Source organism: Moraxella bovoculi 237 (assembly GCF_000696305.2).
Classification (GTDB): Bacteria; Pseudomonadota; Gammaproteobacteria; order Pseudomonadales; family Moraxellaceae; genus Moraxella; species Moraxella bovoculi.
On the sequence record NZ_AOMT01000009.1, the window covers coordinates 1 to 25,494 of the forward strand.

18 protein-coding genes and 1 pseudogene are annotated in these 25,494 nt (G+C 44.7%); 16 read left to right on the forward strand and 3 right to left on the reverse strand.

Features of this window, described 5'->3' with window-relative positions; genetic code table 11:
- Positions 1–80 precede the first annotated feature (80 nt).
- Positions 81–1,598 carry an acetaldehyde dehydrogenase ExaC gene (gene exaC, locus MBO_RS02865; RefSeq protein WP_036363405.1) on the reverse strand — a complete coding sequence of 506 codons (1,518 nt, stop codon included), beginning with the start codon at positions 1,596–1,598 and terminating at the stop codon, positions 81–83.
- Between the two features lie 275 nt (positions 1,599–1,873).
- On the opposite strand from exaC, the gene MBO_RS02870 reads away from it, so the two are divergent.
- Together MBO_RS02870 and MBO_RS02875 are read left to right on the forward strand one after the other, a co-directional pair.
- Positions 1,874–3,739 carry an AAA family ATPase gene (locus MBO_RS02870; RefSeq protein ID WP_052585267.1) on the forward strand — a complete coding sequence of 622 codons (1,866 nt, stop codon included), beginning with the start codon at positions 1,874–1,876 and terminating at the stop codon, positions 3,737–3,739.
- Positions 3,732–4,787 carry a type I glyceraldehyde-3-phosphate dehydrogenase gene (locus MBO_RS02875; RefSeq protein WP_036363407.1) on the forward strand — a complete coding sequence of 352 codons (1,056 nt, stop codon included), beginning with the start codon at positions 3,732–3,734 and terminating at the stop codon, positions 4,785–4,787. Before MBO_RS02870 ends, MBO_RS02875 begins: the two co-directional genes overlap by 8 nt.
- Positions 4,788–4,862: 75 nt before the next feature.
- Here the strand turns inward: MBO_RS02875 and MBO_RS02880 are convergent, their stop codons facing one another.
- Positions 4,863–6,590, reverse strand: coding sequence for a proline--tRNA ligase (locus tag MBO_RS02880; RefSeq protein ID WP_036363410.1), 1,728 nt, complete (start codon positions 6,588–6,590; stop codon positions 4,863–4,865).
- Between the two features lie 154 nt (positions 6,591–6,744).
- Between MBO_RS02880 and MBO_RS02885 the strand changes: the two genes are divergently transcribed.
- The 10 genes from MBO_RS02885 (at position 6,745) to MBO_RS10015 (ending at position 16,451) form a co-directional block, all read left to right on the forward strand.
- Entirely contained in the window at positions 6,745–7,404 is a 660-nt protein-coding gene (locus MBO_RS02885; protein WP_036363413.1) for a DUF4230 domain-containing protein, read from the forward strand.
- Between the two features lie 18 nt (positions 7,405–7,422).
- The gene (locus MBO_RS02890; protein WP_406812847.1) at positions 7,423–8,076 is read left to right on the forward strand and encodes a phosphoribosylanthranilate isomerase; all 654 of its coding nucleotides are present in this window, start codon (positions 7,423–7,425) and stop codon (positions 8,074–8,076) included.
- Positions 8,077–8,088: 12 nt separating this feature from the next.
- Positions 8,089–8,838 (forward strand): SDR family NAD(P)-dependent oxidoreductase, encoded by a 750-nt coding sequence (locus tag MBO_RS02895; RefSeq protein ID WP_036363419.1) that lies wholly within the window; start codon positions 8,089–8,091, stop codon positions 8,836–8,838.
- A 23-nt stretch (positions 8,839–8,861) separates the two neighbouring features.
- Complete coding sequence (gene trpB, locus MBO_RS02900; protein WP_036363422.1) at positions 8,862–10,070, forward strand: tryptophan synthase subunit beta; 1,209 nt, start codon at positions 8,862–8,864, stop codon at positions 10,068–10,070.
- Between the two features lie 6 nt (positions 10,071–10,076).
- A complete protein-coding gene (locus MBO_RS02905) occupies positions 10,077–10,544 on the forward strand; it encodes an HNH endonuclease (RefSeq protein WP_160169656.1) in 468 nt (155 codons plus the stop codon).
- A 121-nt stretch (positions 10,545–10,665) separates the two neighbouring features.
- Complete coding sequence (trpA, locus tag MBO_RS02910; RefSeq protein ID WP_036363428.1) at positions 10,666–11,499, forward strand: tryptophan synthase subunit alpha; 834 nt, start codon at positions 10,666–10,668, stop codon at positions 11,497–11,499.
- 115 nt (positions 11,500–11,614) lie between these two features.
- Positions 11,615–12,505, forward strand: coding sequence for an acetyl-CoA carboxylase, carboxyltransferase subunit beta (gene accD, locus MBO_RS02915; protein ID WP_036363431.1), 891 nt, complete (start codon positions 11,615–11,617; stop codon positions 12,503–12,505).
- Between the two features lie 170 nt (positions 12,506–12,675).
- Positions 12,676–14,001 carry a bifunctional tetrahydrofolate synthase/dihydrofolate synthase gene (folC, locus tag MBO_RS02920; protein WP_036363434.1) on the forward strand — a complete coding sequence of 442 codons (1,326 nt, stop codon included), beginning with the start codon at positions 12,676–12,678 and terminating at the stop codon, positions 13,999–14,001.
- A 139-nt stretch (positions 14,002–14,140) separates the two neighbouring features.
- Entirely contained in the window at positions 14,141–15,232 is a 1,092-nt protein-coding gene (locus MBO_RS02925) for an SPOR and LysM peptidoglycan-binding domain-containing protein (RefSeq protein ID WP_036363437.1), read from the forward strand.
- A 109-nt stretch (positions 15,233–15,341) separates the two neighbouring features.
- A complete protein-coding gene (locus MBO_RS10015) occupies positions 15,342–16,451 on the forward strand; it encodes a YdcF family protein (protein ID WP_227712654.1) in 1,110 nt (369 codons plus the stop codon).
- A gap of 77 nt (positions 16,452–16,528) precedes the next feature.
- Here the strand turns inward: MBO_RS10015 and MBO_RS10020 are convergent.
- Positions 16,529–16,949 (reverse strand): annotated as a pseudogene (locus MBO_RS10020) (IS1595 family transposase); the annotation flags it as partial.
- 157 nt (positions 16,950–17,106) lie between these two features.
- Here MBO_RS10020 and MBO_RS02935 point away from each other — a divergent pair.
- From MBO_RS02935 to MBO_RS02950, 4 genes are all read left to right on the forward strand, one after another.
- Positions 17,107–17,631 carry a DUF2726 domain-containing protein gene (locus tag MBO_RS02935; RefSeq protein WP_227539997.1) on the forward strand — a complete coding sequence of 175 codons (525 nt, stop codon included), beginning with the start codon at positions 17,107–17,109 and terminating at the stop codon, positions 17,629–17,631.
- Positions 17,632–17,756: 125 nt separating this feature from the next.
- Positions 17,757–19,151 (forward strand): porin family protein, encoded by a 1,395-nt coding sequence (locus tag MBO_RS02940; protein WP_036363442.1) that lies wholly within the window; start codon positions 17,757–17,759, stop codon positions 19,149–19,151.
- Positions 19,152–19,498: 347 nt separating this feature from the next.
- Positions 19,499–22,696, forward strand: coding sequence for a transferrin-binding protein-like solute binding protein (locus MBO_RS02945; RefSeq protein ID WP_036363446.1), 3,198 nt, complete (start codon positions 19,499–19,501; stop codon positions 22,694–22,696).
- Between the two features lie 10 nt (positions 22,697–22,706).
- Positions 22,707–25,427, forward strand: coding sequence for a lactoferrin/transferrin family TonB-dependent receptor (locus tag MBO_RS02950; RefSeq protein ID WP_036363449.1), 2,721 nt, complete (start codon positions 22,707–22,709; stop codon positions 25,425–25,427).
- Positions 25,428–25,494 lie beyond the last annotated feature (67 nt).

Consider the following 25,494-nt stretch of genomic DNA (forward strand, 5'->3'; position numbering starts at 1 on the left):
AAAGTACTAATTAATACTAATAACACTAATAAAACTACCTAGTTGGGTATTTTTTATTTAATCGATTTTCACTTAATCGATTAGAATAATCCTGTAGGCTTGGTGCTATAAGAGACCAGCATACATTTGGTTTGTTGATAATGATCAAGCATCATTTTGTGGTTCTCACGTCCGATGCCTGATTGCTTATAACCGCCAAAGGCAGCGTGCGCAGGATAGACGTGGTAGCAGTTCGTCCATACGCGACCTGCTTGGATGCCACGACCGAATCGATATGCCTTATTGACATTACGCGTCCAGATGCCTGCGCCTAAGCCATATAGTGTATCGTTAGCGATGCGCATCGCTTCTTCGTCACTGCTAAACTTAGTAACTGCCAGCACAGGACCGAAGATCTCCTCTTGGAAAATGCGCATGTCATTATCACCTTCAAAGATGGTAGGCTGTACATAGTAACCTTCTTTGTCGCGCTTGTCTTGCTCACCGCCAACCAGTACCTTGGCGCCTTCTTGTTTGCCGATGTCGAGATAAGACAGAATCTTCTTAAGTTGCTCCTCGCTCGCCTGTGCACCAACCATGGTTTCGGTGTCAAGTGGGCTACCAAGTTTGAATTTCTTGACGCGTTCAACACAGCGTTCCATGAATTTATCATAAATCTTCTCATGCACCAATGCGCGTGATGGGCAGGTACATACTTCGCCTTGGTTAAGTGCGAACATCACCAAGCCTTCTGCTGCTTTATTCAAGAATTCATCGTCCTCATCCAAGATATCCTCGAAGAAGATGTTGGGCGACTTACCGCCAAGCTCTAGGGTGACAGGAATCAGGTTCTCGCTGGCGTAGCCCATGATCAGGCGACCTGTGTTCGTCTCGCCGGTAAAGGCAATTTTAGCGATGCGCTTATTAGATGCAAGCGGCTTACCTGCCTCAAGACCAAAGCCGTTGACGACGTTTAGCACGCCTTTTGGTAGGATGTCATTGATGCCAATGGTGTCAAGCAGATATAAGAATGAAGCAGGTGTTTGTTCAGCAAGTTTTAGCACGATGCAGTTACCGGCAGCCAATGCAGGGGCGATTTTCCAAATTGCCATCAGAATCGGGAAGTTCCATGGAATGATCTGACCCACCACGCCCAGAGGCTCGTGGAAGTGATAAGCTACCGTATCGTTATCGATCTGGCTTACCCCGCCTTCTTGGGCACGAATACAGCCTGCAAAATAACGCAGGTGATCGACAGCCAATGGAATGTCCGCCGCTAAAGTCTCACGAACGGGCTTGCCGTTATCATATGTCTCAGCGATGGCGATTTTTTCTAAGTTTTCTTCGATTTTATCCGCCATCTTTAATAGGATGTTGGCGCGCTCGGTCGGGCTGGTCTGACCCCATGCGTCCTTGGCAGCGTGTGCTGCATCTAGGGCTTTTTCGATGTCGGTCTCGTCAGAGCGCGCTGCTTGGCAGATAAGCGCACCATCTACAGGACTTGTGTTGCCAAAATATTGTCCTTTGTTTGGGGCGACCCATTCGCCACCGATGAAATTATCGTATTGTTTGCGGAATTGGACGGGGGAGTTGGGGGTGTTGGGAGTGTCGTATTTCATAAATTGTCCTTAATTAAAACCAAAATACAGCGCGTTATTTTGTTGTTGTGTGATTGCCACACGTCTATACAATAGCAAATAGTGAACAATTTTGCACCTAGTTATTTTGTAAAGTTTTGTAATTATTTTGGGTAAAAATTAACGATAAATATCAGGATGAATTTTTTGTAAATTTTTTGAAAATGGATGGTCAATTTCACCCAAAAATCAGCAAAACTGTGCTATCCTAAACTGTTTTAATTTATTAATTTATCGCTGAATTTGATACCCATTTCATGAAACAATCCACCGCATTAGATATTCTAAAAACAGGGCAAAACGTCTTTTTGACAGGTCAAGCAGGGGCAGGTAAGACCTATATTCTTAATCAATACATTGACTATCTGCGCGCGCGTGGTATTCATGTCGCCATCACGGCAAGTACAGGCATAGCAGCCACGCACATGAATGGCATGACCATTCATGCGTGGTCTGGCATGGGCATCAAGGACAGCTTTGAGGCGGGGGATTTTAAGCGCCTAAAATCCCGTCAGGTCGTCTATGAGCGCATTAAGGACGCTAAGGTGCTCATTGTGGATGAGATCTCCATGCTGCACGCCAAGCAGGTGGACCTACTCAATGACATCCTAAAGGCGCTGCGTGAAGACAATCAGGCTTTTGGTGGTGTCCAGGTGATCTTCTCGGGGGATTTTTTCCAGTTGCCTCCTGTCGGGAAAAAGGGCGAAACCAATAAAGAGAAATTTGCTTTCATGGCCAAAGCTTGGCTTGAGGCGAATTTTCAAGTGTGCTATCTCACCGAGCAGCATCGCCAGAACGCTCAAGATGAAGCCGAGCGATTTGGGTTGTCGTTAAATGACATCCTAAACCAAATCCGTCGCCAAGAAGTCACTAAGGCCGCCATCAGTACGCTGCGAGCAACCGAGCGCAACGATATCGCCATGACTCGTACGCGTCTATACACGCATAATGCCAATGTTGATGAGATTAATGAATCTGAAATCAGTAAGATAGAGGGTGGTGCTCAAGAATTTCACGCCATAACGACAGGCGATAAGATCTTGGTGGATTCTCTCAAAAAAAGCGTTCGCGCGCCCGATGTGCTAAGCCTAAAAGTAGGCGCGAAAGTCATGTTTGTGAAGAACAACCCAAACCTTGCCGTCTCAAATGGCACCATGGGCGAGGTGATAGGCTTTACGTCATTGATTGATGATGAGAGTCCTTTAGGGTCGAGTGCTGTTGACACCTACCCTGTGGTGCGCCTAAATAACGGACGTCAGGTAATCGCCGAGCCAGAAGAATGGATGATGGAGAATAATGAAGGTGACGTGTTGGCAAGCTACACCCAAGTGCCACTATGCTTGGCTTGGGCGATTACGGTGCATAAGTCACAAGGCATGACCTTAGATGCTGCCGAGATCGACCTATCGCGCACCTTTGAGATGGGGCAGGGCTATGTGGCGCTGTCACGCCTGCGCTCATTGGATGGGCTAAAGCTGCTAGGCTTTAATCAAAAAAGCCTGCTGCTTGATGAATGGGTGTTCCGAGTGGATAAGCGATTACAAGAAATCGCCGCCGAGCAAGAGGCGAAATTTGCAAACCTTGATGACGAGACACTCATGAAGATTCATGATACTTTTATCGAGACCTGTGACGGCATCACTCGTAAGGACATCATCATGGTCAACGAAAAACGCATCGCCGCCCAAAAATTAGCCATCGCCAGACGTGAGCACATCAAAGAAAATGACATCCCTGCTGCTCATCTGGCTAAGCCAAAAAAACAAGCGGGAGAGACACTCCAAGAGACGAAAAAATTACTCGAGGCAGGGCTGGATGTGGGCGAGATCTCAGCCGAGCGCAGCCTTGCTGTCTCGACCATCATCAATCACATCGCACAGCTGCATGAGATGGATGGTGCATTAGACTGCGATCACATACGGCCAGATGATGAGAAATTGCAAGCGGTTGCTTTGGCCTATGAGAAGCTAGAAGCGCAGGGTGAATTTGTGGACGGGGTGAAGCTGCGCCCTATGGTCGAGATGCTAGGCTATGATTATAATGTCGTGCGTCTTGCGCTGATATTCATCGATAAGCAAGCCCAAGATAAGGGCGATGACGTAAGCGAGAGCAAGAATGACTAATTCTAATAAAATTCGCTTAGCGATTAATGGCTTTGGGCGGATTGGACGTAATATCCTACGCGCCTTCTTAAAAAATACCGACAAATTCACCAATATCGACATCATCGCCATCAACGATGTGGCAGATCCAGAAGCGCTGCTTCATTTATTAAAATTTGACAGTGCGCATGGCAGATTGTCATCATTAGAGGTTCAAGCACGTCTGACTTATGAGGATTCGGATGTTTGGTTGGTATTATCCAGAGGTAGTGACGAATGGCGAATTTTGTTATTAAACAAAAGCAATCCAAAAGATTTACTTTGGCAGAGCTTATCTGTTGATGTGGTGCTAGAATGTACAGGTAAATTCCGCTCATATCAGGATGCTTCGAGCCATCGTGCAGCGGGCGCAAGTCAGGTGATTGTCGGTGCCGCGCCTTTTGATGAAGTTGATGCCAGCATTGTACTGGGTGTGAATGATCATCTGCTAAATCGTGACTTGCCCATCATCTCGGGAGTCTCTTGCACCACACAGGCATTGGTGCCACTGCTGTCAGTGTTGGATGAGCAGTTTGGCATTCAGAGCGTGATGATGACGGAGATTCATGCGGTCACCGCGGACCAGAATGTTCTTGATCAAGCGCACCGTGATCTAAGACGTGCACGAGCATCAGGGCATAACATCATCCCCACCACGTCAAGCAGCATCAACGCAACCGAACGCGTATTACCATTCCTAAAAGACAAAATTAACGGTCATTCCATCCGCGTGCCAACCATTAACGTGGCAGCGATCGATGTTAGTTGCACGTTTAAAGCGCCCATTGATGCTGATACGGTGTCACAATTTTTAAGATCGGTCAGTAATGGCAAGCTAAAAGGAATCATGGGCTATACCGATGAGCCTTTAGTGTCGAGTGATTTTATTGGCGATGCGCACTCATTGGTGGTTGATGCAGCACAAATCATGCAGTCAGGTGAGCAGATTAAGATATTCGCGTGGTATGACAACGAATGGGGATATGCCAATCGCCTGCTCGAGATGTGTGTTATCTTGGCTGATGATTGATAGATTTGACATTGTCGGATTGGGCTTAAATAAAAAACAGGCTTATTATTTAAGCCTGTTTTTTATTATCAATAGTTAGAATTTGGCAAGCAGCTCATCTAAGCTTAGCATGACTTTCTCGCCATTGTCACGCTTGACGTATTCGTATTTGCCTTCAGCAAGATTGCGCTCAGATACTACGATGCGGTGCGGAATGCCAATTAGCTCAAGATCAGCGAATTTCACGCCAGGACGCTCATCGCGATCATCTAGTAGAACGTTCACGCCTTGATTTTTTAGGGTGTTGTATAGTTCATCGGCTTTGGCTTCAGCTGAGCCGTCTTTTGAGCGCATTGGCACGATGGCAACGCTAAACGGCGCGATGTTGTCATCAGGGTTTGGTGTGTCCGCCCAGATGATGCCATTGTCATCATGGTTCTGCTCAATGGCAGCGGCGATGATACGGCTTACGCCAATACCATAGCAGCCCATCATCAGCGTGACAGGTTTGCCTTCTTTGCCAAGCACTTTGCAGCCTAAGGCTTCTGAATATTTGTCGCCCAATTGGAAGATGTGACCAACTTCGATACCGCGCTTGATAGAGATGACGCCTTTACCATCTGGGCTTGGGTCGCCATCAACGACATTACGGATGTCCACGACAGCGGTGATGGCAGCGTCACGCTCCCAGTTCATGCCTGCGGTGTGCTTGTCTACCGCATTGGCACCAGAGACGAAGTCCGATAACGCAGCGGCACTTCGATCAACGAATACAGGGATATTGAATTCTGCCAAGTCTGCACTGATGTAGCCCTTGATGAGACCGGCGGCCTTGATCTCTTCTTCGCTTGCCATCTCGAACGGTGTGGCGACTTGGGAGATTTTCTCAGCTTTGATCTCATTAAGTGTATGATCGCCGCGCAGGATGAGTGCCACTAATTTTGGCATGTCTGGTGTATCTTCTGAATATGAACCCTTGACGATAAGCGTCTTAACTGTCTTGGCAAGTGGAATGCCTAGATGTTCTGCGACTTCTTCGCAGGTTGGCATGTTTGGCGTGTCGACATCGCGACGCTCTTCGGTGGATGCAGCACGTTCATCTGTGCAGATCGCCTCAGCTAATTCAACGTTAGCAGCGAAGTCCGATTCACTTGAAAATGCGATGTCATCTTCGCCGCTGTCAGCCAGAACATGAAACTCGTGACTGGCAAAGCCGCCAATCGAGCCAGTATCAGCCTGTACCGCACGGAAATTAAGACCAAGGCGGCTAAAGATACGACTGTAAGCGCCATACATGTCTTGGTAAGTCTTGGCAAGGCTGTCTTTGTCGATGTGGAATGAATAAGCGTCTTTCATGGTAAATTCACGCGCGCGCATCACGCCAAAGCGAGGGCGGATTTCATCGCGGAATTTGGTTTGGATTTGGTAATAGATCACAGGCAGCTGCTTGTAGCTTTTTAGTTCGTTGCGCGCGATGTCGGTGATGACTTCTTCGTGCGTTGGCCCTAGAACGAAATCACGACCGTGACGGTCCTTAAAGCGCAGTAGCTCTGCACCATAATCTTCCCAGCGTTCAGACTCTTGCCAAAGCTCGCCAGGCTGTGTTACAGGCATCAATAGCTCTTGAGAATTGATGCGCTCCATCTCTTCGCGGACGATTTTCTCGACACGTTTAAGGACGCGCAGACCTGCCGGCATCCAGACATACAGGCCTGAGGCAAGTTTACGAATCAGACCCGCTCGCACCATGAGTTGGCTTGAGATGATGTCAGCATCGCTTGGTGTTTCTTTTAAGGTGGCAAAGGTAAATTGGCTGGCTTTCATGATGACCCTTAACGATACAATTTTGATAAAATAGGTTATCTTACGGCAAATTTAACCCGTTATGCAACTTAAATTTTGAAAATTTTGAAAAAATTACACATTATCCTTATATTTATGGTAAATTTCTCACTAAATTCATTAATTGGATGGTATTATGGCGAAAACTTCAAAGTTAACTTTCTTCCATGCGGCGCTTGTGGTGGTTTTGTTGATTTCGACAGTATTATTTGTCAAGGCGTTATATGATCGTAAGAGCGAAGCTGATGTTCATGCCGTGACTCGCGATGGCATCATTACAGACATCCAGAAGCTATCGAGGTTGCAGTCTGTGGCGTTCTCTGTCGATACGGTCATCACCGCCAGTAAAGAGGGCAGTTGGCAGAAGCTGTGGCAAGATGAACAAAAGGGTCTGTTCGTGGCGCATGGACGTGTATTGGCCGGCGTGGACCTATCTAAAATCTCTAGCGAAATGGTGCAAGTGGCTCAGCGCACCGATTCACAGGGCGATCCTGTGACGCATGTGACGGTCAGTGTGCCACCGTCAGAAGTCTTCGCTGTGTATTTGGATGATATTGAAGTCTATGACTGGCAGACAGGACTTTTTGGTGTGGTGGATAATGATCCAAAAATTCTCAGCGAAGCCCAGCTATCAGCAAAGAACGAAGTGCTAAAAAAAGCCTGTCAAGGCGACGTCATGACGATGGCGGCGAATAATGCCGCAGAGCAAATCAAAGGTCTGTTTGTGTTGACAGGTGCGACCGTTGATGTGGTGAGTCAAGGTGCAGGCGCGTGTCAAGCACCATCAAAGAGCTAGGGATAACCAAGGATAATAATGAAAGTAAAATTCTGTGGATTTACCAGAAGTGAGGATCTAAAGGCGGCGGTAGCGCTTGGTGTGGATGCGGTGGGCTTGGTGTTCTATCCGCCAAGTCCTAGATATGTGGATATGGTTGCTGCACGCAGTTTGGTGGCAGATTTACCGCCTTTTATGAATGTGATGGCGCTCGTTGTTAACATGGCAGAAGATGAGTTCGTACAGCTTAGCAATACTGTGCCGTTCGATGTGGTGCAGTTTCACGGTGATGAGACTGCAGCGGATTGCCAAAGACTTGCCAATCTTACCAAAAAACGCTGGTACAAGGCAATCCGCGTCCAAGAATCCGACACAGCTGAGAGCCTACTTACACAAATCCACGAATTAAAAGCGCATGGTGCCAGCGGTGTTCTGTTGGATGCTTATCATCCTGATAAATTTGGCGGTACGGGTCGGCCCTTTGACTGGAATAAGATCCCGACCAATTCACCACTATCCATCATCTTGGCAGGTGGACTAACCCCTGATAATGTCGCAAGCATAACGCATGATGAGCTTGCCAATCGTCTGTACGGGCTTGATGTGAGCGGTGGCATAGAGAAAGCAAAAGGGGTAAAATGTGCTGAGAAAATGAGCAAATTTATCGACCATGCCAAAATTAACCCATCATAATAAGGAAAACCCATGAATATTCTAATCACAGGTGTTACGGCAGGCTTTGGCAGACAAATTGCCATCGACTGCATCAAAAATGGCTTTACCGTGATCGGTACGGGTCGCCGAGAGCATAAGCTTGATGAGTTGCAGAGCGAGCTTGGCGATAACTTTATCCCACTATGCTTCGATGTTAGTGACATATCTGCGACCAAAGCCGCTCTAGAAATTCTGCCAGCCGAACTAAGACAAAACATTGATGTACTGATTAATAATGCAGGACTTGCGTTGGGGCTGGATTCTGCTGATAAGGCGAGCATGAGCGATTGGCAGACGATGATTAACACCAATACGCTTGGACTGGTCAATATCACCCATGAGATATTGCCGAATATGGTTGCAAAGAATGACGGGCTGATTATTAATATCTCATCGATTGCGGGTAATTACCCGTATTTTGGTGGCAATGTCTATGGCGCGACGAAGGCCTTTGTGACGCAGTTTAGCCTGAATCTTCGTGCTGATTTGATTGGTAAGAATGTGCGAATTACCAACATTGAGCCTGGGCTGTGCGGCGATACAGAGTTTAGTAACGTGCGTTTTCACGGTGATGATGAGCGCGCAAGCAAGGTCTATGAGAATGTGGAATTTATCCGCCCACAAGACATCAGTAATATGGTATCATGGCTGATTAATCAGCCCAAACATATCAACATCAACCGATTGGAAGTCATGCCAACGGCGCAGACTTTCGCAGGTCTCACGGTCCATAAAGGCTAAACAATTCGTTAAAAGAGAAGAAGATGAGCAACACTGATTTTACCCAATACCCCAACGCTTCAGGTCATTTTGGCATTCATGGCGGACGTTTTGTATCCGAAACCTTGATGAGTGCGTTAGAAGAGCTAGAGCGCATTTATCTATCGGTCAAAAACAACCCTGAATTTTGGGCAGAGTTTCATGATGATTTGGTGAACTATGTCGGTCGCCCCACACCGCTTTATTTTGCCAAGCGATTAAGCGAAGAAACTGGCGGTGCCAAAATCTACCTAAAACGAGAAGACCTAAACCACACAGGGGCTCACAAAGTCAATAACACCATCGGTCAAGCCCTACTTGCCAAAATGGTCGGCAAAAAGCGTATCATCGCCGAGACAGGGGCAGGTCAGCATGGCGTGGCAACGGCGACGATTGCGGCACGGCTTGGCTTAGAATGTGTGGTTTATATGGGGGCGGACGATGTAGAACGCCAAAAAATGAACGTATATAGAATGCGACTTTTGGGGGCGAAAGTCGTGGCGGTAACGTCAGGTTCACGCACCCTAAAAGATGCGATGAACGAAGCCATGCGAGACTGGGTAACGAACGTGGACAGTACCTATTATGTCATCGGCACGGTGGCAGGCCCACACCCTTATCCTGTGCTGGTCCGCGATTTTCAGGCGATTATCGGTCGTGAAGCCAAAATGCAACACCTTGAAAAAGAAGGTAAAAATCCTGACGCATTAATCGCTTGCGTGGGTGGTGGCTCTAATGCCATGGGGCTGTTTTATGAGTTTTTAAATGACGATGATGTGGCGATTTATGGCGTGGAAGCAGGCGGACACGGCATTGACACAGGCGAGCATTCTGCCCCCCTAAATGCAGGGCGTGTGGGCGTGTTGCACGGCAATCGCACCTATCTGATGGCGGACGATGACGGTCAGATTTTGCACACGCACAGCATATCGGCAGGGCTTGACTACCCCGGTGTGGGCCCTGAGCATAGCTTTTTAAAGGATTCTAGGCGTGTCAATTACCCTGTCATCAATGACGATGAAGCTCTAGAAGCCTTTCGCATTTTGACTAAAACCGAAGGCATTATCCCTGCCCTAGAAAGCTCGCACGCGGTCGCTTATGCGTTAAAACTTGCCAAAACCATGGATAAAGATAAGTCTATAATTATCAATCTATCAGGGCGTGGCGATAAAGATTTGCATACCGTGATGAATATTGACGGGATTGAGATTTAAATGTCCATGACTCCGTCAAGGGCAAAAAACGCCATTGGGCGAAGCTTGTCGCAAATTATTTTTGGCTATCCCACAACCAGCGACAAACGGCAAATTTGGCAATATTTTAATCATCGCTGTGCGTATTTTGATTGTCAAATCACTGAACGAAGCGGACATTTAGACCACTTAATCCCAATCAGCGATGGCGGTACAAATCACAAGCATAATTTTGTGTTGGCGTGCCGTCATTGCAATGGCGATGAAAAGCGTGAGCAGGATTGGGTGTTATTTTTGACATTAAAATGCCAAAATTTGCCAAAATCAGTTTTTCAAAAACGTTATGAAAAAATCCAATCTTGGTACAACCAAAAAGATTGTCAAATCATGGATTTACGCATACAGCAAGAAATGAATAACATCATCAATCAAGCAAAACAAGATTTTGATAATGCTGTGGCAAAAATGCGTGAATTAAAGAAAGGTATTAAATAGGTTAAAATCAATATGCCATTTTAACTTTCGCAAATTAATCATGTAAATTTAATTGTAATAGGATAATAAAAATTATCGTTTATTAAATTTACCATTAGAAATTTCTAAATAGGAATAAATGATGACCCGAATTCAAGAAACCTTTGCTACTCTAAAACAGCAAAATAAAAAAGCCCTAATCCCCTACATCATGGCAGGCGACCCAACTCCGAGCGTTACGGTAGATTTGATGCACCGCCTTGTCGCTCATGGAGCGGACGTGATTGAGATTGGTTTGCCGTTTTCTGACCCTATGGCGGACGGTCAAACCATTGCCCTAGCTGGCGAGCGAGCATTGGCAGGCGGTACAAGTACTCGTCAAGCGATTGACATGGTGGGCGAGTTTCGCAAAACCAACACCACAACGCCTGTGCTACTGATGGGCTATCTAAACCCCATTGAGATTATCGGTTATGGCGAATTTTTAAAGTTATGCCAAGCCAATGGCGTAGACGGTCTACTCATGGTGGATTTACCGCCTAACGAAGTGGCAAACAACGAAACAGGCGATTTTGCTAAAGCTTTAGCCGAGCACGACATTAACCAAATCTTTTTGCTTGCCCCGACGACCGAGCCTGCACGCCGAAAAGCGGTGCTAGAACACGGCTCAGGCTTTATCTATTATGTGTCGGTCAAAGGCGTAACAGGCTCAAACGCCCTAGATACGGACGATGTGGGCAAGCAAGTCGGAGCGATTAAGGCGGATACCGACCTGCCTGTGTGCGTGGGTTTTGGCATACGAGATGGCGAGAGTGCCAAAGCGGTGGCAAAATTTGCCGATGGCGTGATTGTCGGTAGCGAGCTTGTCAAAAATTTTGCTGGTGTGGTGGCAGATGATCAGGCAGCGATCGATCAAGCATGTGCTAATTTGCTTGTTAAGATGGATGAGCTGCGTGCGGCGATTGATGGCATTTGATTATTTGAATGCTTGGGTTGCTTAATAAGCCGTGCCCACAAAATTCATTTGCCAAATAAATAATACAAGTGTAAACTATATCAAATTTTACAGTTACACCAGATAGGATTTTTTTATGTCAAATCAAGCCGAAACCATCGCAGAGCCAACTGTGTGGTTGAACCGCTCTGTGCCCGGCATCAAGCAGGATCGAGTCATCACACCATCTGCGGTAGATACTGAGCCGTCAACTGAATGCCCACATTGCCATTCTTTGACGACCAATACTTCGCTAGTTTTTAATCAGTATGTTTGCCCTGATTGTGATCACCACTTAACAATGTCTGCCAGAAAGCGCCTTAACTGGTTCTTTGATAGTGTGGATGCTGAGCTAGGTCAAGAGCTTCAGGCGGGCAACCCATTGAATTTTGTTGATTCTAAGCCTTATCCTAAGCGCATGGAAGAAGCCCAAACATCGACGGGTGAATCTGAAGCATTAATCGTCATGCAGGGCAAAATCAAAAACCTAGAACTGATCGCTTGCGCTTTTGATTTTAAATTCATGGGCGGATCGATGGGTTCTGTGGTTGGTGATAGATTTGTTTTGGCTGCCGAAAAAGCCTTGGCGGAACGCAAGCCTTTGGTGTGTTTTGCTGCATCTGGTGGTGCCAGAATGCAAGAAGGCTTGCTGTCACTCATGCAGATGGCACGAACTTCGGCAGTGATTGAAAGGATGCGTATCGCTGGCGTGCCTTATGTGGTGGTATTGACCAATCCTGTCTATGGTGGTGTAACAGCAAGCCTTGCCATGTTGGGTGATGTACATATCGCTGAACCTAAAGCCATGATTGGATTTGCAGGTAAGCGAGTGATTGAGCAGACCGTACGAGAAGTGCTTGATGAACCATTTCAACGAGCAGAATTTTTATTAGAAAAAGGTACGGTTGATATGGTGGTGCATCGTCATCAACTGATTGAGACGATACATCGTCTGCTGACCAAACTATGTAAATTGCCAAATGCTTAACGACTGCTTGATGTTGCTCTAAGCTAACAGTCTGCTCGCATCAAAAAGTACGATAAAATCTTTCAAGACACATGTCAGTGTGTTTTGTTTGTTGTTATGTTATAATCACTGAATCAAAACGCTTGCAATGCAGGCGTTTTCTTTATGAATTAACCAATATGATAAAGACCATGAGAACAACCAAGCATTTGACCGAAAATGACAGCCTGGCAAGCTGGCTAGAATACATTGCCAACATTCATGTCTCTGCGATTGATATGGGGCTTGAACGCGTATTACCAGTTGCTCAGCGTTTGGGTGTATTAAAAGAACAAATGCCCAATGCTCCTTATGTATTCACGGTTGCTGGTACGAACGGCAAGGGGTCGACTACCGCCACCATCAGTGCCATTTGTCAAGCGGCAGGGCTAAAAACCGCCCTGTACCAATCACCGCATCTGATTGATTTTACCGAACGCATGAATATTGATGGCAGGCAGACTGATGAGAACTCTTTGGTGCGTGCCTTGGCAAAGGTGGAGCAGGCTCGCCTTGACATGGGTCTAAGTTTGTCTTTTTTTGAAATGACGACATTGGCAGCTTTGTTGATTTTTAAGGGGGCTGACTGCGATGTGTGGGTGTTGGAGATTGGCTTAGGCGGACGGCTAGATGTGGTCAATATCATTGATCCTGATGTGGCGGTGATTACCAATATTGGCATTGATCATGTTGACTGGTTGGGCGACGATCTTGAAAAAATTGGACTTGAAAAAGCAGGCATCATTCGTGATGGCATTCCTGTCATCTTGGGTGCAAGGATTCTGCCTAGTAGTGTGTCGGAGATGGTTCGGATGAGGCACGCCAAATCGTACCAACTGGGTAGGGATTACGAATTTGATGAGTATCAAGATGTTTGGTATCATTCATCGGCTGGTACGACGCTCAAATTACCCAAGCCTAGAATTTCTTTGGTGAATGCGGCAAATGCAGTCAGTTCAGTGCTGGCATCATCTTTGGACATTAACCAAGCAGCAATCGCTCAAGGCTTAGAAAGTGTGGCTCTGTCAGGGCGGTTTGATCATCGCAACTTTGGTGGCAGAAAATGGCTGTTTGATGTCGCTCATAACGCTCACGGCATGAGTTTTTTATTGGAACAATTCATCCCATATTGGCATGAACATCAACGCACTCATGCTGATGCCAAGCTTCATGTCGTCTTTTCTATGCTGGGAGATAAAGACATTGCTTCGGTATTAGACTTAGTGCAGGCGAACATTGACGAGGGTTTGTTTAAGATTGCCGCTTGGCATGTCGCTATGATTGACCACATAAGAGCGATGGGATTGAATGACATTTTAAATCTCATGAACCGTCATTTATCGTCGGCAAGTATCATCACTTATGACGATCTGAATTTGGCAAGCACCGGGGTGATTGAGATGAGTAACGACCAAGATATGATATTGGTATTTGGTTCATTTCATACCGTTGGTGAGGTTTTGACGGCGTTTAAATGAATTGTTAGCATTGTTGTGTTGCATCATTGATGATGGTGTTGATGCTGGATTGACAATATTGCAGAAACATTGTATTTTTAGTCATTTTTAAGCAGATGGATTTTTAGTGAGTTCCTGTGAGAGACGAGTGGGGTGTTTTATGATTGCAAAACAAGTAATTTTAGGTTTGGTATTGTTGTTTGGTGGTGCGGTAACAATTTTTGCGGTGGTGCAAAATGGTAAATCCAGCAAAAGTGATGATGTGCCAGAGCAAGTTGTTACAATAACCCAAGTGCCAGCAAAACCTGTGGCTGTGCCTTTGACGGCAGATGTGGAAACCGAAGAAAAAATTTTGTCTCAAAAGCAAAAGCAAAGAGAGCTTTATAATCAGCAGCTTGCCAAAGAGGCTGATGCATTGCTTAGTGAACAAGAGCATGCTCGCATGTTGGCACTGGATAAAGCCAAACAAGAGGCCAATCCAACGACCCAATCCCAAATCAGTGCAGACAATGCTTCTAAAAGCGAGATGATCGCCATGCCTGCCGTGCAAACTCGTCCAGAAGCGGTAGAGGCAGCAAGAGTGACCGAACAAAAAAGAGTCGCTGAACAAAAAGCTGCCCAAGAGCGACAACTTGCTGAACAAAAATCAAATGAAGTTGCTAACAAAGAAACCAATCAGACCAAACAAGATAAGCAAGCAGAAAAAATCACCACACAAGCCAAGACCGAAAGTAAGCCTGCCACAAGCAATGATGTCATGAAAAAGGGTAAGCATACCGTTGCCAAAGGTGATACGCTGATCGGCTTGTCTCGCACATACGGCGTTCCTGTGTCAGCACTTGTGGCAGCCAATAACATGAATCGCCATGATGCTTTAGTGCTCGGTCGCACCATTGTTATTCCATCAGCATCTTCAATCGCTAAAAGCGAAAGAAGTGCTAAGCCAGCACAACCAGCCACCGAAAGCACCGCCTCAAAAACCAAGTCTGACAACAAAGCAAATAATACAGCAGTTGCCTACAATTATAGCGTACAAGTTGCCATCTCGCCTGATAAAGCAAAAGTTGATGAGATGGTTAAGAAATACCGTGCCGCAGGCTATCAAGTTAGTACCAGTCAGACATCTCGGGGCATCCGTGTTTTGATTGGTTCAGCAGATTCTTATGATGAAGCCAATGCCATTAGGCAAAAACTCGCCAAGGATTCAAGAGTGGATGCCAGTGAGGCGTGGATTAAGAAGCTGGAAAAATGATTTTCAATGATGGTTTGGATTGATGAGTCATCTTTCGCCAGTCATTATCAGAAACACCAGCTTTGATTTGTCATAAGAATGTCACTAAGCAATGGTATGATGGTTAGCGTTGATATATTGGAGAGCATTCATGCTATCTAAACCCATCGTAATATCATTTGCGCTGTTCTGCTTGGGCTTAACTGGTACAACTCACGCCCATCTACCAATCGCTAACCAGCGAAGAGATGTGTCGTTGACTCAGCCTCTGCCACCCCCTAGTGCCAAACCAGATGGCCGTGGGGTTGCTATTGAAAATCTTGTCGTGCGTTATGGTGCTGATTATGAGAATGACCCTTACTTAAAAGATGATGTCGTGCTTTTTCGCCGTTGGCAATGGCAGGCATTGTATGATTCTTTACAGAGAAAAACTCAAGAGCGTCCCGATCATTTAGATACTTATCGCCTACAAGCCGAAGCTTACTTCATCAATAAAGAATATCAGCAGGCATTATCTCAACTGGATCTTATCCTAACGAGAAACCCATTTGATAAGCATGCTTTGGCGATGACGGTGCTTGCATGTCGTGTGTTAGGGGATAAAAATCAAGAGCAGCGTCGTCTGGCATGGCTTGGAAGTATTGATGCTCATTTGGCTGAAAAACTTACTAACATGTTCGCTTTCGTGGAGGCGTGGCTGGAACAATCATATGATGATGAACCTAAATCGCAAGTAGTACCAGACACCATCGCTGTGTTCGGTTCATCACCCAATCCGGATGGAACGCCCAGTGCAGGTATGTTGAAGCGTCTGTACTTAACAAAAAAGATGGCCGATCGCTTTTCTGATGCCATCGTTATTGTCAGTGGCGGTCCGGTCAAAACACCTTTTTCTGAAGCTCAAGTCATGGCGGATTGGCTTGTGGCACATGGCATCGATGGGAATCGTATTTTATTGGATGACCAGGCTAGGGATACGCCAGGCAATGCCATTGGCATGATCACTCTGATGCGTCGTTATCAGGGAAAACGAGTGCTGGCAGTAGCGACGCGAGGGCATATACCAAGAGCCAGTGCTGTATTAAAAACTTATGCCGACCATGTTCATTATCCGATAGTCGTTGATTCTGTTGGTGGTGGCGAGCCATTAAATCCTCAAAAAGCAAAGACCGAAGCACTGTACACCTATGTGAATGTTGCCAGAGTTTCAGGGCTTTTCACAAAAGGTGATTTTCAATGATACAATCATCGCTTGGTGAGTGGCGTAGGGTGCGATGTTGCTCTTTTACTTAGGGCCGTGCCAGATTATCCTAAATCTCACACCGTTTTCTTAGGTATTTTAAGTTGATTGGCCGGTGCATCATAGTTAAAAAGAATCTTGCATTCTTTGATGAAAAGATGAAAAGTGTTTCTTATCAATGCTGTTTGTGGTTGTGATTTTATGCAAATTCTTTTGAATGATTTATTCTAAGATATTAAAATCACTCACATCAAGAGCATTGTAGCTTTTGTCGTAGTCTGTATATAAATACCATCAGGTTTGATTTTGCTTGTAATAATCGGCATTCAAGTGTCAGTTTTGATGTCTTTGACAACAAAAAACTTTACCATCTCGTTTTAAAAGACCAGACACCACCAAAGTAACTTACATCAAGCCTATCCCTCCATCAAACAAGGTTTGAGCTTCGAAATTGAGATTGTATTCTATCACAAGTCTGATTTTATGGTAGAATAAAGCTGTCAAAAGAGCAATTACTCCAAGTACAAAAATTCAAGCAATCTTTTTTACTCAATTTACTATGGGTTATCTTCCTATTTGTAGCATGTTACATTGTGTCATCTGCCACTGCCCCTTTTATTTTTAATGTGTTTATTTGGCAGTGAGTACCGTTTTTATGTCGTCTATATCTATCATGTCGGTGGTTGTATTTTTTCTCTTGATGCTAGGCATTGTGGTTTGGGTGCATTGTCTAAAACAGCCTAACTTAAAAACGGTTAGAGGCGATGACATGACCGTCTGGCCGTTTGAGACAATGCCAATCATGACGGACAGTGAAGTGTTGTTTTTTAAAAAGTTACAGTTGGCATTGCCTGAATTTCTGATTTTTAGTCAAGTGCAACTTTCACGCATCATTGAACCAAGTGATGAAGTAGGTCAAGATCGGCAGTTTTGGTTCAATCGTGTCTGTCGTCAGAGTGTGGATTTTGTATTAATTGATAAAGACTGCCAAACAGTGTTGGTTGCCATTGAGCTGGATGATTGGACTCACGATAGTCAAGCTCGACAAAGACAAGATGCTAAGAAGGATAAGGCGTTGTCCAGTGCAGGCATTCCCATCATGCGTTTTAATGCAGAGAAAATGCCCGGTATTGATATGTTGCGTGTTGATGTGTTGGAGGTTATTAGGCAATTTGGATAGTCCAGTATTGAGGCTTACTTGACAAAAATAATAATAATAAGTATCATTTATTTTCTTATCCCTATCTTAACTGCCCATAGTTGCCATGCGTTTTCCATTTTTACCGATTAGTCTTATCTGTTTTCTTGTTTTCTGTTCATGTTGCACATGCTGACACGCAAGATGATCGCCGTCTACAATCAGATGTTAAAATACCTGACATAACACCACCTATCGACTCAGCACTGCCAATACCACCACAGCCTGCTAACGCCATGCTGTCGGTAGATGAGCAGATGCTACTGACCAACCCAACCTTACTGTCTCGAGCGATGCTTTCGGTGCTGGTGGCTAATGATGTGGCTGGAACTCAGTTATTATTGCCCATTTACCAAAAACAGCCGAGTGAAATCATTGAATCTGAAATGGTTGACTGGGGCAGTGCTGTGTTGGCAGGTGCGCAAAGCAGACATGACCAAGCCAGCAAAATCTACCAATCTTTGCATGACCAATACCCCAATAATGCTCTTTTTGCCGTTAGACTGATTCAGAGTCTGTTTGCCAATCGTCAATATCTAGAAGCCAAACAACTGCTTGCAGAGCAACCAGATTATATTGTCCGTGAAATGCGTGCCTACCAAAAAGCCTTGACAAATCTAACCAAGCCATCGGTATATTTTTCTGGCAATGTAATTATTGATAAAAACATCAACAACGCTCCCAATCAGACCGACTTGGGTGGTGGCTGGACGGCAAACGCTGCTGAGCAAGCACATGGGATTGCCATCAATGCAGGCGTGGAGAAGAAAATTTTATTCAAAGATGGCATGACGCTAGAGCCTTCCGTTACGATGAGTGGCAAGCTCTTTCGTGATGCTAAGCATTACAATGAAACGCAGCTTCGCCTAGGGGTCAACACTGTCAAAAACCATACTGGGGGTAGCTTATCCGTTTCGCCTTTTGTGGAGACTTCTTGGTATGCTGGTGGTAAAAAGGGTGTTAATGAATTAAAGCATTTTTCGGACACGCTGGGTGTGAGTATTGGCAGTCAAAGACAGCTTGGTAAAAAAAGCCAGCTTGCCACCAACATCGAATTTGCCAAACATCATCATAACATCAGACATCATTTATCAGGTCATAGTGTCAGTGCCAAAGCGACCTTTTCTACGCGTCCTAACTGGCTGGGAGAAAGTGGTTGGGTCAGTGTTGGTGCAGATTATCGACAGGCAAAAACCCGCGATAAAGATGACTCCTATACCCGTGTCGGCATACAAGGTTCAATTACCAAGCGGTGGCATGATTTGGGTGTGCGTGGCAGTTTGAATTTTTCCCAAAGACGCTATCATGGACCGATGCCGATTTTTAATCAAACACAAACCAGCGATGAGTATTTTACCAACATCAGTGTTTGGCATAATAAGCTGAGCTACTTAGGGCTAACGCCGAAACTAACTTGGCAATACCAAAAAAATGACAGCAACATCGCACTGTACAGCTACGATAAGAGTCGTGTGTTCTTAGAGGTGAGTCGCCAATTTTAAAAAAAACTTACATCATCTTTAAAATCAGCAAGTCTTGCACGATTGATGTCGTCTTGGTTTGTTGATTTTTTTGTGTCATCGTCTCAACACGGCTTTCACCAATTTTGATACATCGTTCATCATATGATGCCAAAGGTACTGGGCGGCACGTTTGGTGTTAAGTGAATTGTATTTTCAGGTTGCTTATCTTTCAAGAACATTGCACAAATTATAAAAAAGGTTTGCATTGTTAATCCTTTAACTATATAATAAGAATTGTTATTGTTATCATTATTTTATCACTAAGATAAAATGATTGTTTTATTGTTTGATGCTGTTTTACTGACTTTTTAAAGTAGGGAGTGTTCATGTCTAAGAGTACCAAATTTAGCCTATTGCCTTTGGCGGTGGCTGTGACTTCATTGATGCTATCAGCCTGTGGTGGTGGCAGTTTTAATAACCCAAGTACCATTGCCATCGGTCAGTCTAGGATGATTGAGAAGTCTGACCAATCAAAGGATGCTTCAGCCGCTAAGGCTGATGACAATGCCAATGCTGACACTAAGAATAGAGCAGACAGTCGCCTAACCATGCCAGTGTTGGGCAGTGTTTTGGCGATTCCAAAGCGTAATCAGGCTTATGATAAGAACATGAATCATCTAGAAGAGTATGTGCCACTTGATGAAAATAACATCACAACCGCTCATACCGACCCCGTGCCAGCTTTAACTGAAAAACTAAAGGAGAGCTACGGAGATAAGAAAATACATCAAAGTAATGATGGTAGATATAATTTTGTAAAAGCTGGTTGGATTTTTACTGGTTTGAGTCCTTATGAGACGATTGAAACTGATAAGGATACGGACCAGCCTAAGCAATACACCAAAGGTGATGGCTATCTGTACTATTATGGTGAAAATCCAACCACGGGACTTGCCAAAGGTGTGGCAAACTATAAGGGGCATTGGGATTTCGTGACTGATGTCAAGCGAGAAAGAGAGTTGACCATCACAGAGACGACAGGTCGCCAAGCGTTCGGTGGTGGTCCAGGCTATAATATGGACACTGGCTTTGGCGATGAAGTCGGTGCGACCAGCTTTGCCGAGCAAGTCTTCGATCAGGTACGTCCAAGACAGGGCAATCATAGTGCGGTCTTTGAAGCTGATTTTGACGCCAAGAAGCTAACTGGCACACTATCTACCAAGCAAAAAGCGATTGCCAGCAGTCCAGAGACCTATGTAGACCGCTATGATATTAATGCGACCATCAAGGGCAATCGATTTGCAGGTTCTGCCATTGCTAAGAATACCGAAAGTAGCTTTCTAGAACCTAACTTCTTTAATAAAAATGCCGATGACCGCCTAGAAGGTGGGTTTTATGGTGAAAACGCTGAGGAATTGGCAGGTAAGTTTCTAACAAATGATAATTCTGTCTTTGCGGTATTTGCTGGTAAGCAGGACAATCCAGACGAAGTTGAGAAGCTTGAGCAGGTATTTGGTGGCAGCTATGTCGAGCTGACCCAAGACAAGACTGTCAACCCTGCACAAAAGTCACAAGTGTTATCGCTGGTGAACTTTGGTAATGTGGATCAGCTGCAATTGGGCGATCATACCATCACGCTCTTACCTCAAGAGGCGGGAAAAACAACTCAGCAATCCGTCCAACTGCCAACAGGACAAACAGCTGTCATCACCAGTTTTGGTAGCAGTGATGGCGTTCTAAGATTGGGCTCAGTAAGTAAAACTCCTAAGACCATCGAGACGACGGCAAAAAGCAAACCTGCTGAAAATGTTAAAGTGACGAATGAAGATAAGGTTAGCGAGCCTGCCAAACCAACCCCAAAACAACTTGAAGCAGCCAAGCAGAAGTTAACTGAAAAGGTTGATCAGTTAAGAGTAGAACTGACTTCATTGGTAGATTCATACTCAGGCAGTAACAACAAAGCCACCCTAAAGAACGAAATAAGCAAATTAGTTTTGGCAGGGTATGCAGATGAGAGCGAGAAAAAGAATGCAGAAAATGATCTTAAAGGTATTTTTGGTCGCTTAGGCAGTAGACATCAAGAGGAGCGAGAGGAAGCTGCTGAGGAAATTTTTGTTGTGTTCGAGACTGGCGACAAGTACAAGCCTGACAATGAAAATAACTTAAAAGAATTTTTAGCACAATCAGCACCGATTCGTAATCAAGATTCAATTGCTAAGACGGTGGCTGAACCAACCAAGGATCAGCTAGAAAATGCCAAGCAAAAATTAACTGAAAAAGTTGATGGATTAAGAGAAGAGCTATCGGGTTTAATAAATGCTTATCAGAAGAGTAGGGATAGAGCCATCCTATTGCAAATTACTGAAAAAGCTTTATCAGGTTATCAAGACAAGCGTAAAAAAGAAAATGCAGTAAGTGATATCAAAGAGCCTTTAAAAAGCTTATCTAGAAGAGATGAGTGGGAAGATGCGGCTGAGGAAATCTTAAACATTTTTAACACAGGTGATAAGTATGATGTTGAAAATCAGGAAAATTTAAAGAACTTCTTATTGCAAGACCCATTAGTACAATCAGCACCGAATTATACTCAAGATCAAATTGCTAAGGCTAAAAAAGAATTGAGAGATCAGCTTGATATTAAGAAACAAGAATTAAGAGATCTCTTGGCAAATTTTGCAATAGAGAGTGGCGGTGTTGCTAGCGATGAAACTGCCAAAAGTGATGATGAAGTTGTGGAAAATGGCACAGATAATGATCTAGGAAATTTGAGTGGTACTACTTCTGCTGTTGAATTAGAGGAGTTAAAAACACTTATTATTGATCAGATTAAATCGGCTTATTCAGAAGACAAGCAAGACGCTATCGGTGAACAGGCTGGCGAATTGTTTGAAAAGCTAAAGGCTAACGATAAATCGGCAAATGATCAATTGGTAGAGTTATTAACCAAAGGCGATAACTATAATGGCGAAAATATGGCAAATTTAACCGCTTATCTGCCTGCTCTGCCTAGCACACCAAATGACAGTACGACAGAACAATCAGAGGTTATTCCGTTGATTGGCATTGAAGAGTCTTTGACAGGTCTATACATTCTTGGTCAACGCACCCCAGTCAGTCAGATAGATAATCAAGGTCAAGCTAATTATCAAGGCACTTGGCATGGCAGAATCGGTCATCACTGGCAGTCGCAAGCAGGCTATGGCGAGTACGACGGTAAGGCAAATTTTAAAGTGGATTTTGGCACCAAACAGTTGACTGGTACATTGACTGAAAAATCAGGCATTGAACCTGCCTTCAATCTAAACGCCACCATTGATGGTAATGGCTTTAGTGGTACAGCCACCACTCGTGTTAATGGCATTTATTTGGATAAAGGTCGTCAGCAAAACCAACAAATCCTAACAGTTCACAGTGACAATCTGACTGGGGCGTTTTATGGTGAAAATGCCAAGCATTTGGGCGGTTCGTTCAGTTTTGAGAAGACTTTACATGAAGATGAGACGGTTGTTGGTGGTGCGGTATTCTATGGCACAAAAACCACAGATGACCTAGAAACCACAGAAGATGAAACGAAACAGAAGTAAGGATGAGACGATGAATTTTCGCCCAAAATATCTGCCACTGGTCATCACAGCGATGCTGTGCAGCAGCTTGCCTGCATTTGCCAATAATGATGGGGATGATCCAAGTGTTGAGCTTGAGACGCTAAGTGTCACCATCAAAAAACGCCTGAATGCCAAATCCGAAGAAGTTACTGGTCTTGGCAAGACCATCAAAACGATGGAAGATTTGAATAAAAATCAAGTACTTTCCGTCAAAGATATGGTAAAAGATGTTGCTGGTGTGGCTGTTGTTGAGCAGGGTCGCGGTGCCAGCAGTGGCTACACCATTCGTGGCATGGATAAGAACCGAGTGGCGGTCAATGTTGATGGCATCGCTCAAATCCAGTCTTATCTGACCCAAAAACGCCAGTTTGGTGATGGTAGAGAAGGCTCTGGGGCAATCAATGAGATTGAACTTGAAAATGTCAGCGGTGTACAAATCAGTCAAGGAGCGAGTGGTTCTGAGACTGGTAGTGGTGCACTAGGTGGTGCGGTAAGCTTTCGCACCAAAAGCATTGACGATGTGCTAGATGCAGACGATAATTTCTCAGCTTTTTATAAAGGTGCATACGCCAGCAAGAATAAGCAAAAAATGCACTCCGTTGGTGCGGCATTACGCCATAAAAAAGCCGATCTTTTTGTGCAGTATACCGATCGTACCAAAGAGACCGTCAAACCGCATAGCGACATCTATCAGACCAATTATGAAGTGTGGCGTTGGGGTGGCTCTCAGGTGGACTTTGATAAGCAGGCAATTGCACCTACAAATGATCCAAAACGCCAATTTGTCATCATCGATGAATGCCCTGCCTATGTGGACAAAGACCCTAGCAGTGTGGCTGGCTGTACCAAGCCAAAGCTGGACATCAAGCCTGTATTAGAGACCATGGGTGCTAAAGAATACACTGGCGACAAGCGAGTATTGCCTGACCCTATGGAATATGATTCTAAATCTGTATTGATTAAGGCAGGCTTTAATCCTTCGTCTACGCAACGAGTTGAGCTTTTGACCGAAAAAACCACTCAAAATTATAACAGTCGTGATATGACCAAAACGGCCTACCACTTGGCCGCCAATCACGGTCGAGGTAATCTGGCACAATCACCACTCGTTTATCGCGGACAAAGCCATCAAGAAGGCTATGTGACAGATGCTAAAATTGGACTTTGGACGCAGGCACAGTTTTTTGATGAAAAACACGATAAAAGTCGTTATGGTATCAACTATCGTTACCAAAGTCCTAAAGATTTTCGCTGGTTTGATGAGTTGAATTTAAGTGTTGATAAGCAAACTGTCACCATCGATCATCTGCAAATCGAGAAATACTGTTCGCCTTATCCTACGGTTGATAGAAACTGTACACCCAGTGCAGACAAACCAAATTCTGCCGAACGCCAAAATCGTAAAGTATACAGTGAGGACCATTTGCTGTGGCGAGCAGATTTCTCCAAAAATCTATCAGGCGACATCATCAATCATCGTCTCAATTTAGGTCTTGGCTTAGATAAATTCCGTTCCAATCTATGGATTGGCGATGTTAAAGAGCGATATCATCGTTTAGACTTTAAGTTTGTAGATGACATCAAAGATTCAAACGGCAACTTTATTGAAGCCTACCGAACTAATCAGTATCAAGAGGGTACGGACATTTGCGAAGAATCTCAGCAGTATTTAGGCGAAGCTCGCAAATGTGGCGACAGACCAATCACAGGTCATAATGCTTATGCGACCTTTAAAGATACGATCTCTGTCGGAGACCTTGCGAACATTACCCTAGGTGTTCGTCATGACACCCATCGTTTTAACAGTGATGATGATTGGACTGGTACAGGCAAATATCGTAACTTATCTTACAATGGTAGTCTTGTGCTAAAACCAACCGATCATGTTGACTTGCTGTATCGCATTTCATCTGGCTATCGTGTGCCAAGCTTTAAAGAGCTGTTCGGCTACCGTTTAGATGGCTTGACCAAAGGGGAGAACGACGATCAGCATTACCGCACTAATGTTAAACCAGAAAAGGCTCACAACCAAGAGTTTGGTATCGCTTTTCATGGCAATTTGGGTGAGATTACGGCAACTTACTTTGATAACCGATACAGTGATCTGATTGATTTGACACTCAAAGGTGATCAGTGGGGCTATCGCAACTATCAAGACGTGCGTCTGGCTGGCCACAGTGTTCAAGCTAAGGCCTATCTTGGTGAGCTTTGGGATAAGTTGCCTGTGGGTTTGACTGCATCTGCTAACTATCTAAAAACCAAAGTTAAAGATAGCCACATCAAAGAGGGTTTTGAGTACGGTTCTGGCTACTTCCTAGACACCATCTCACCTACTCGTTATGCTTTATCGCTTGATTATACTGCTGATAGCGATAAGTGGGGCTTGGGTGCGACTTGGATTTTTAGCGATGCTAAAAAAGACACTGAATTAACCACATTAGTCGCATCACCGAGCGGTACTTATGAAAAAGTTGCCACTACGGTCAATAGCAAGGCTTGGAGAACGCTGGATTTGTCGGCATTTTATCAACCAACTGATAATTTGACTGTAAGAGCTGGTATTGATAATGTCTTTAATTATCGATATAGCCCATGGGAATCTTTGCGTCAGACCTCGGTTGTCTCTGGTAATCAGCATACTCAAGGATTGCCCAGCCAATATGCTGCCAGCGGTCGTAATTTTGTACTGTCTGTACAGACCAAGTTCTAAAAGAATCAATAAAAAANANACATACTATAGTAGTTAGTTTAGTTTAGTTTACGTTACGTTACGTTAC

What these genes read in the sequence shown, in the direction of transcription:
- trpB (WP_036363422.1), top strand. Translation starts at nt 8,862, where the DNA reads ATGAGCAACACTGATTTTACCCAATACCCCAACGCTTCAGGTCATTTT.
- MBO_RS02950 (WP_036363449.1), top strand. Translation starts at nt 22,707, where the DNA reads ATGAATTTTCGCCCAAAATATCTGCCACTGGTCATCACAGCGATGCTG.
- MBO_RS02880 (WP_036363410.1), bottom strand. Translation starts at nt 6,590, where the DNA reads ATGAAAGCCAGCCAATTTACCTTTGCCACCTTAAAAGAAACACCAAGC.
- MBO_RS02945 (WP_036363446.1), top strand. Translation starts at nt 19,499, where the DNA reads ATGTCTAAGAGTACCAAATTTAGCCTATTGCCTTTGGCGGTGGCTGTG.
- MBO_RS02935 (WP_227539997.1), top strand. Translation starts at nt 17,107, where the DNA reads ATGTCGTCTATATCTATCATGTCGGTGGTTGTATTTTTTCTCTTGATG.
- MBO_RS02905 (WP_160169656.1), top strand. Translation starts at nt 10,077, where the DNA reads ATGACTCCGTCAAGGGCAAAAAACGCCATTGGGCGAAGCTTGTCGCAA.
- trpA (WP_036363428.1), top strand. Translation starts at nt 10,666, where the DNA reads ATGACCCGAATTCAAGAAACCTTTGCTACTCTAAAACAGCAAAATAAA.
- accD (WP_036363431.1), top strand. Translation starts at nt 11,615, where the DNA reads ATGTCAAATCAAGCCGAAACCATCGCAGAGCCAACTGTGTGGTTGAAC.
- MBO_RS02925 (WP_036363437.1), top strand. Translation starts at nt 14,141, where the DNA reads ATGATTGCAAAACAAGTAATTTTAGGTTTGGTATTGTTGTTTGGTGGT.
- MBO_RS02875 (WP_036363407.1), top strand. Translation starts at nt 3,732, where the DNA reads ATGACTAATTCTAATAAAATTCGCTTAGCGATTAATGGCTTTGGGCGG.
- MBO_RS02885 (WP_036363413.1), top strand. Translation starts at nt 6,745, where the DNA reads ATGGCGAAAACTTCAAAGTTAACTTTCTTCCATGCGGCGCTTGTGGTG.
- folC (WP_036363434.1), top strand. Translation starts at nt 12,676, where the DNA reads ATGAGAACAACCAAGCATTTGACCGAAAATGACAGCCTGGCAAGCTGG.
- MBO_RS02870 (WP_052585267.1), top strand. Translation starts at nt 1,874, where the DNA reads ATGAAACAATCCACCGCATTAGATATTCTAAAAACAGGGCAAAACGTC.
- MBO_RS02890 (WP_406812847.1), top strand. Translation starts at nt 7,423, where the DNA reads ATGAAAGTAAAATTCTGTGGATTTACCAGAAGTGAGGATCTAAAGGCG.
- exaC (WP_036363405.1), bottom strand. Translation starts at nt 1,598, where the DNA reads ATGAAATACGACACTCCCAACACCCCCAACTCCCCCGTCCAATTCCGC.
- MBO_RS02895 (WP_036363419.1), top strand. Translation starts at nt 8,089, where the DNA reads ATGAATATTCTAATCACAGGTGTTACGGCAGGCTTTGGCAGACAAATT.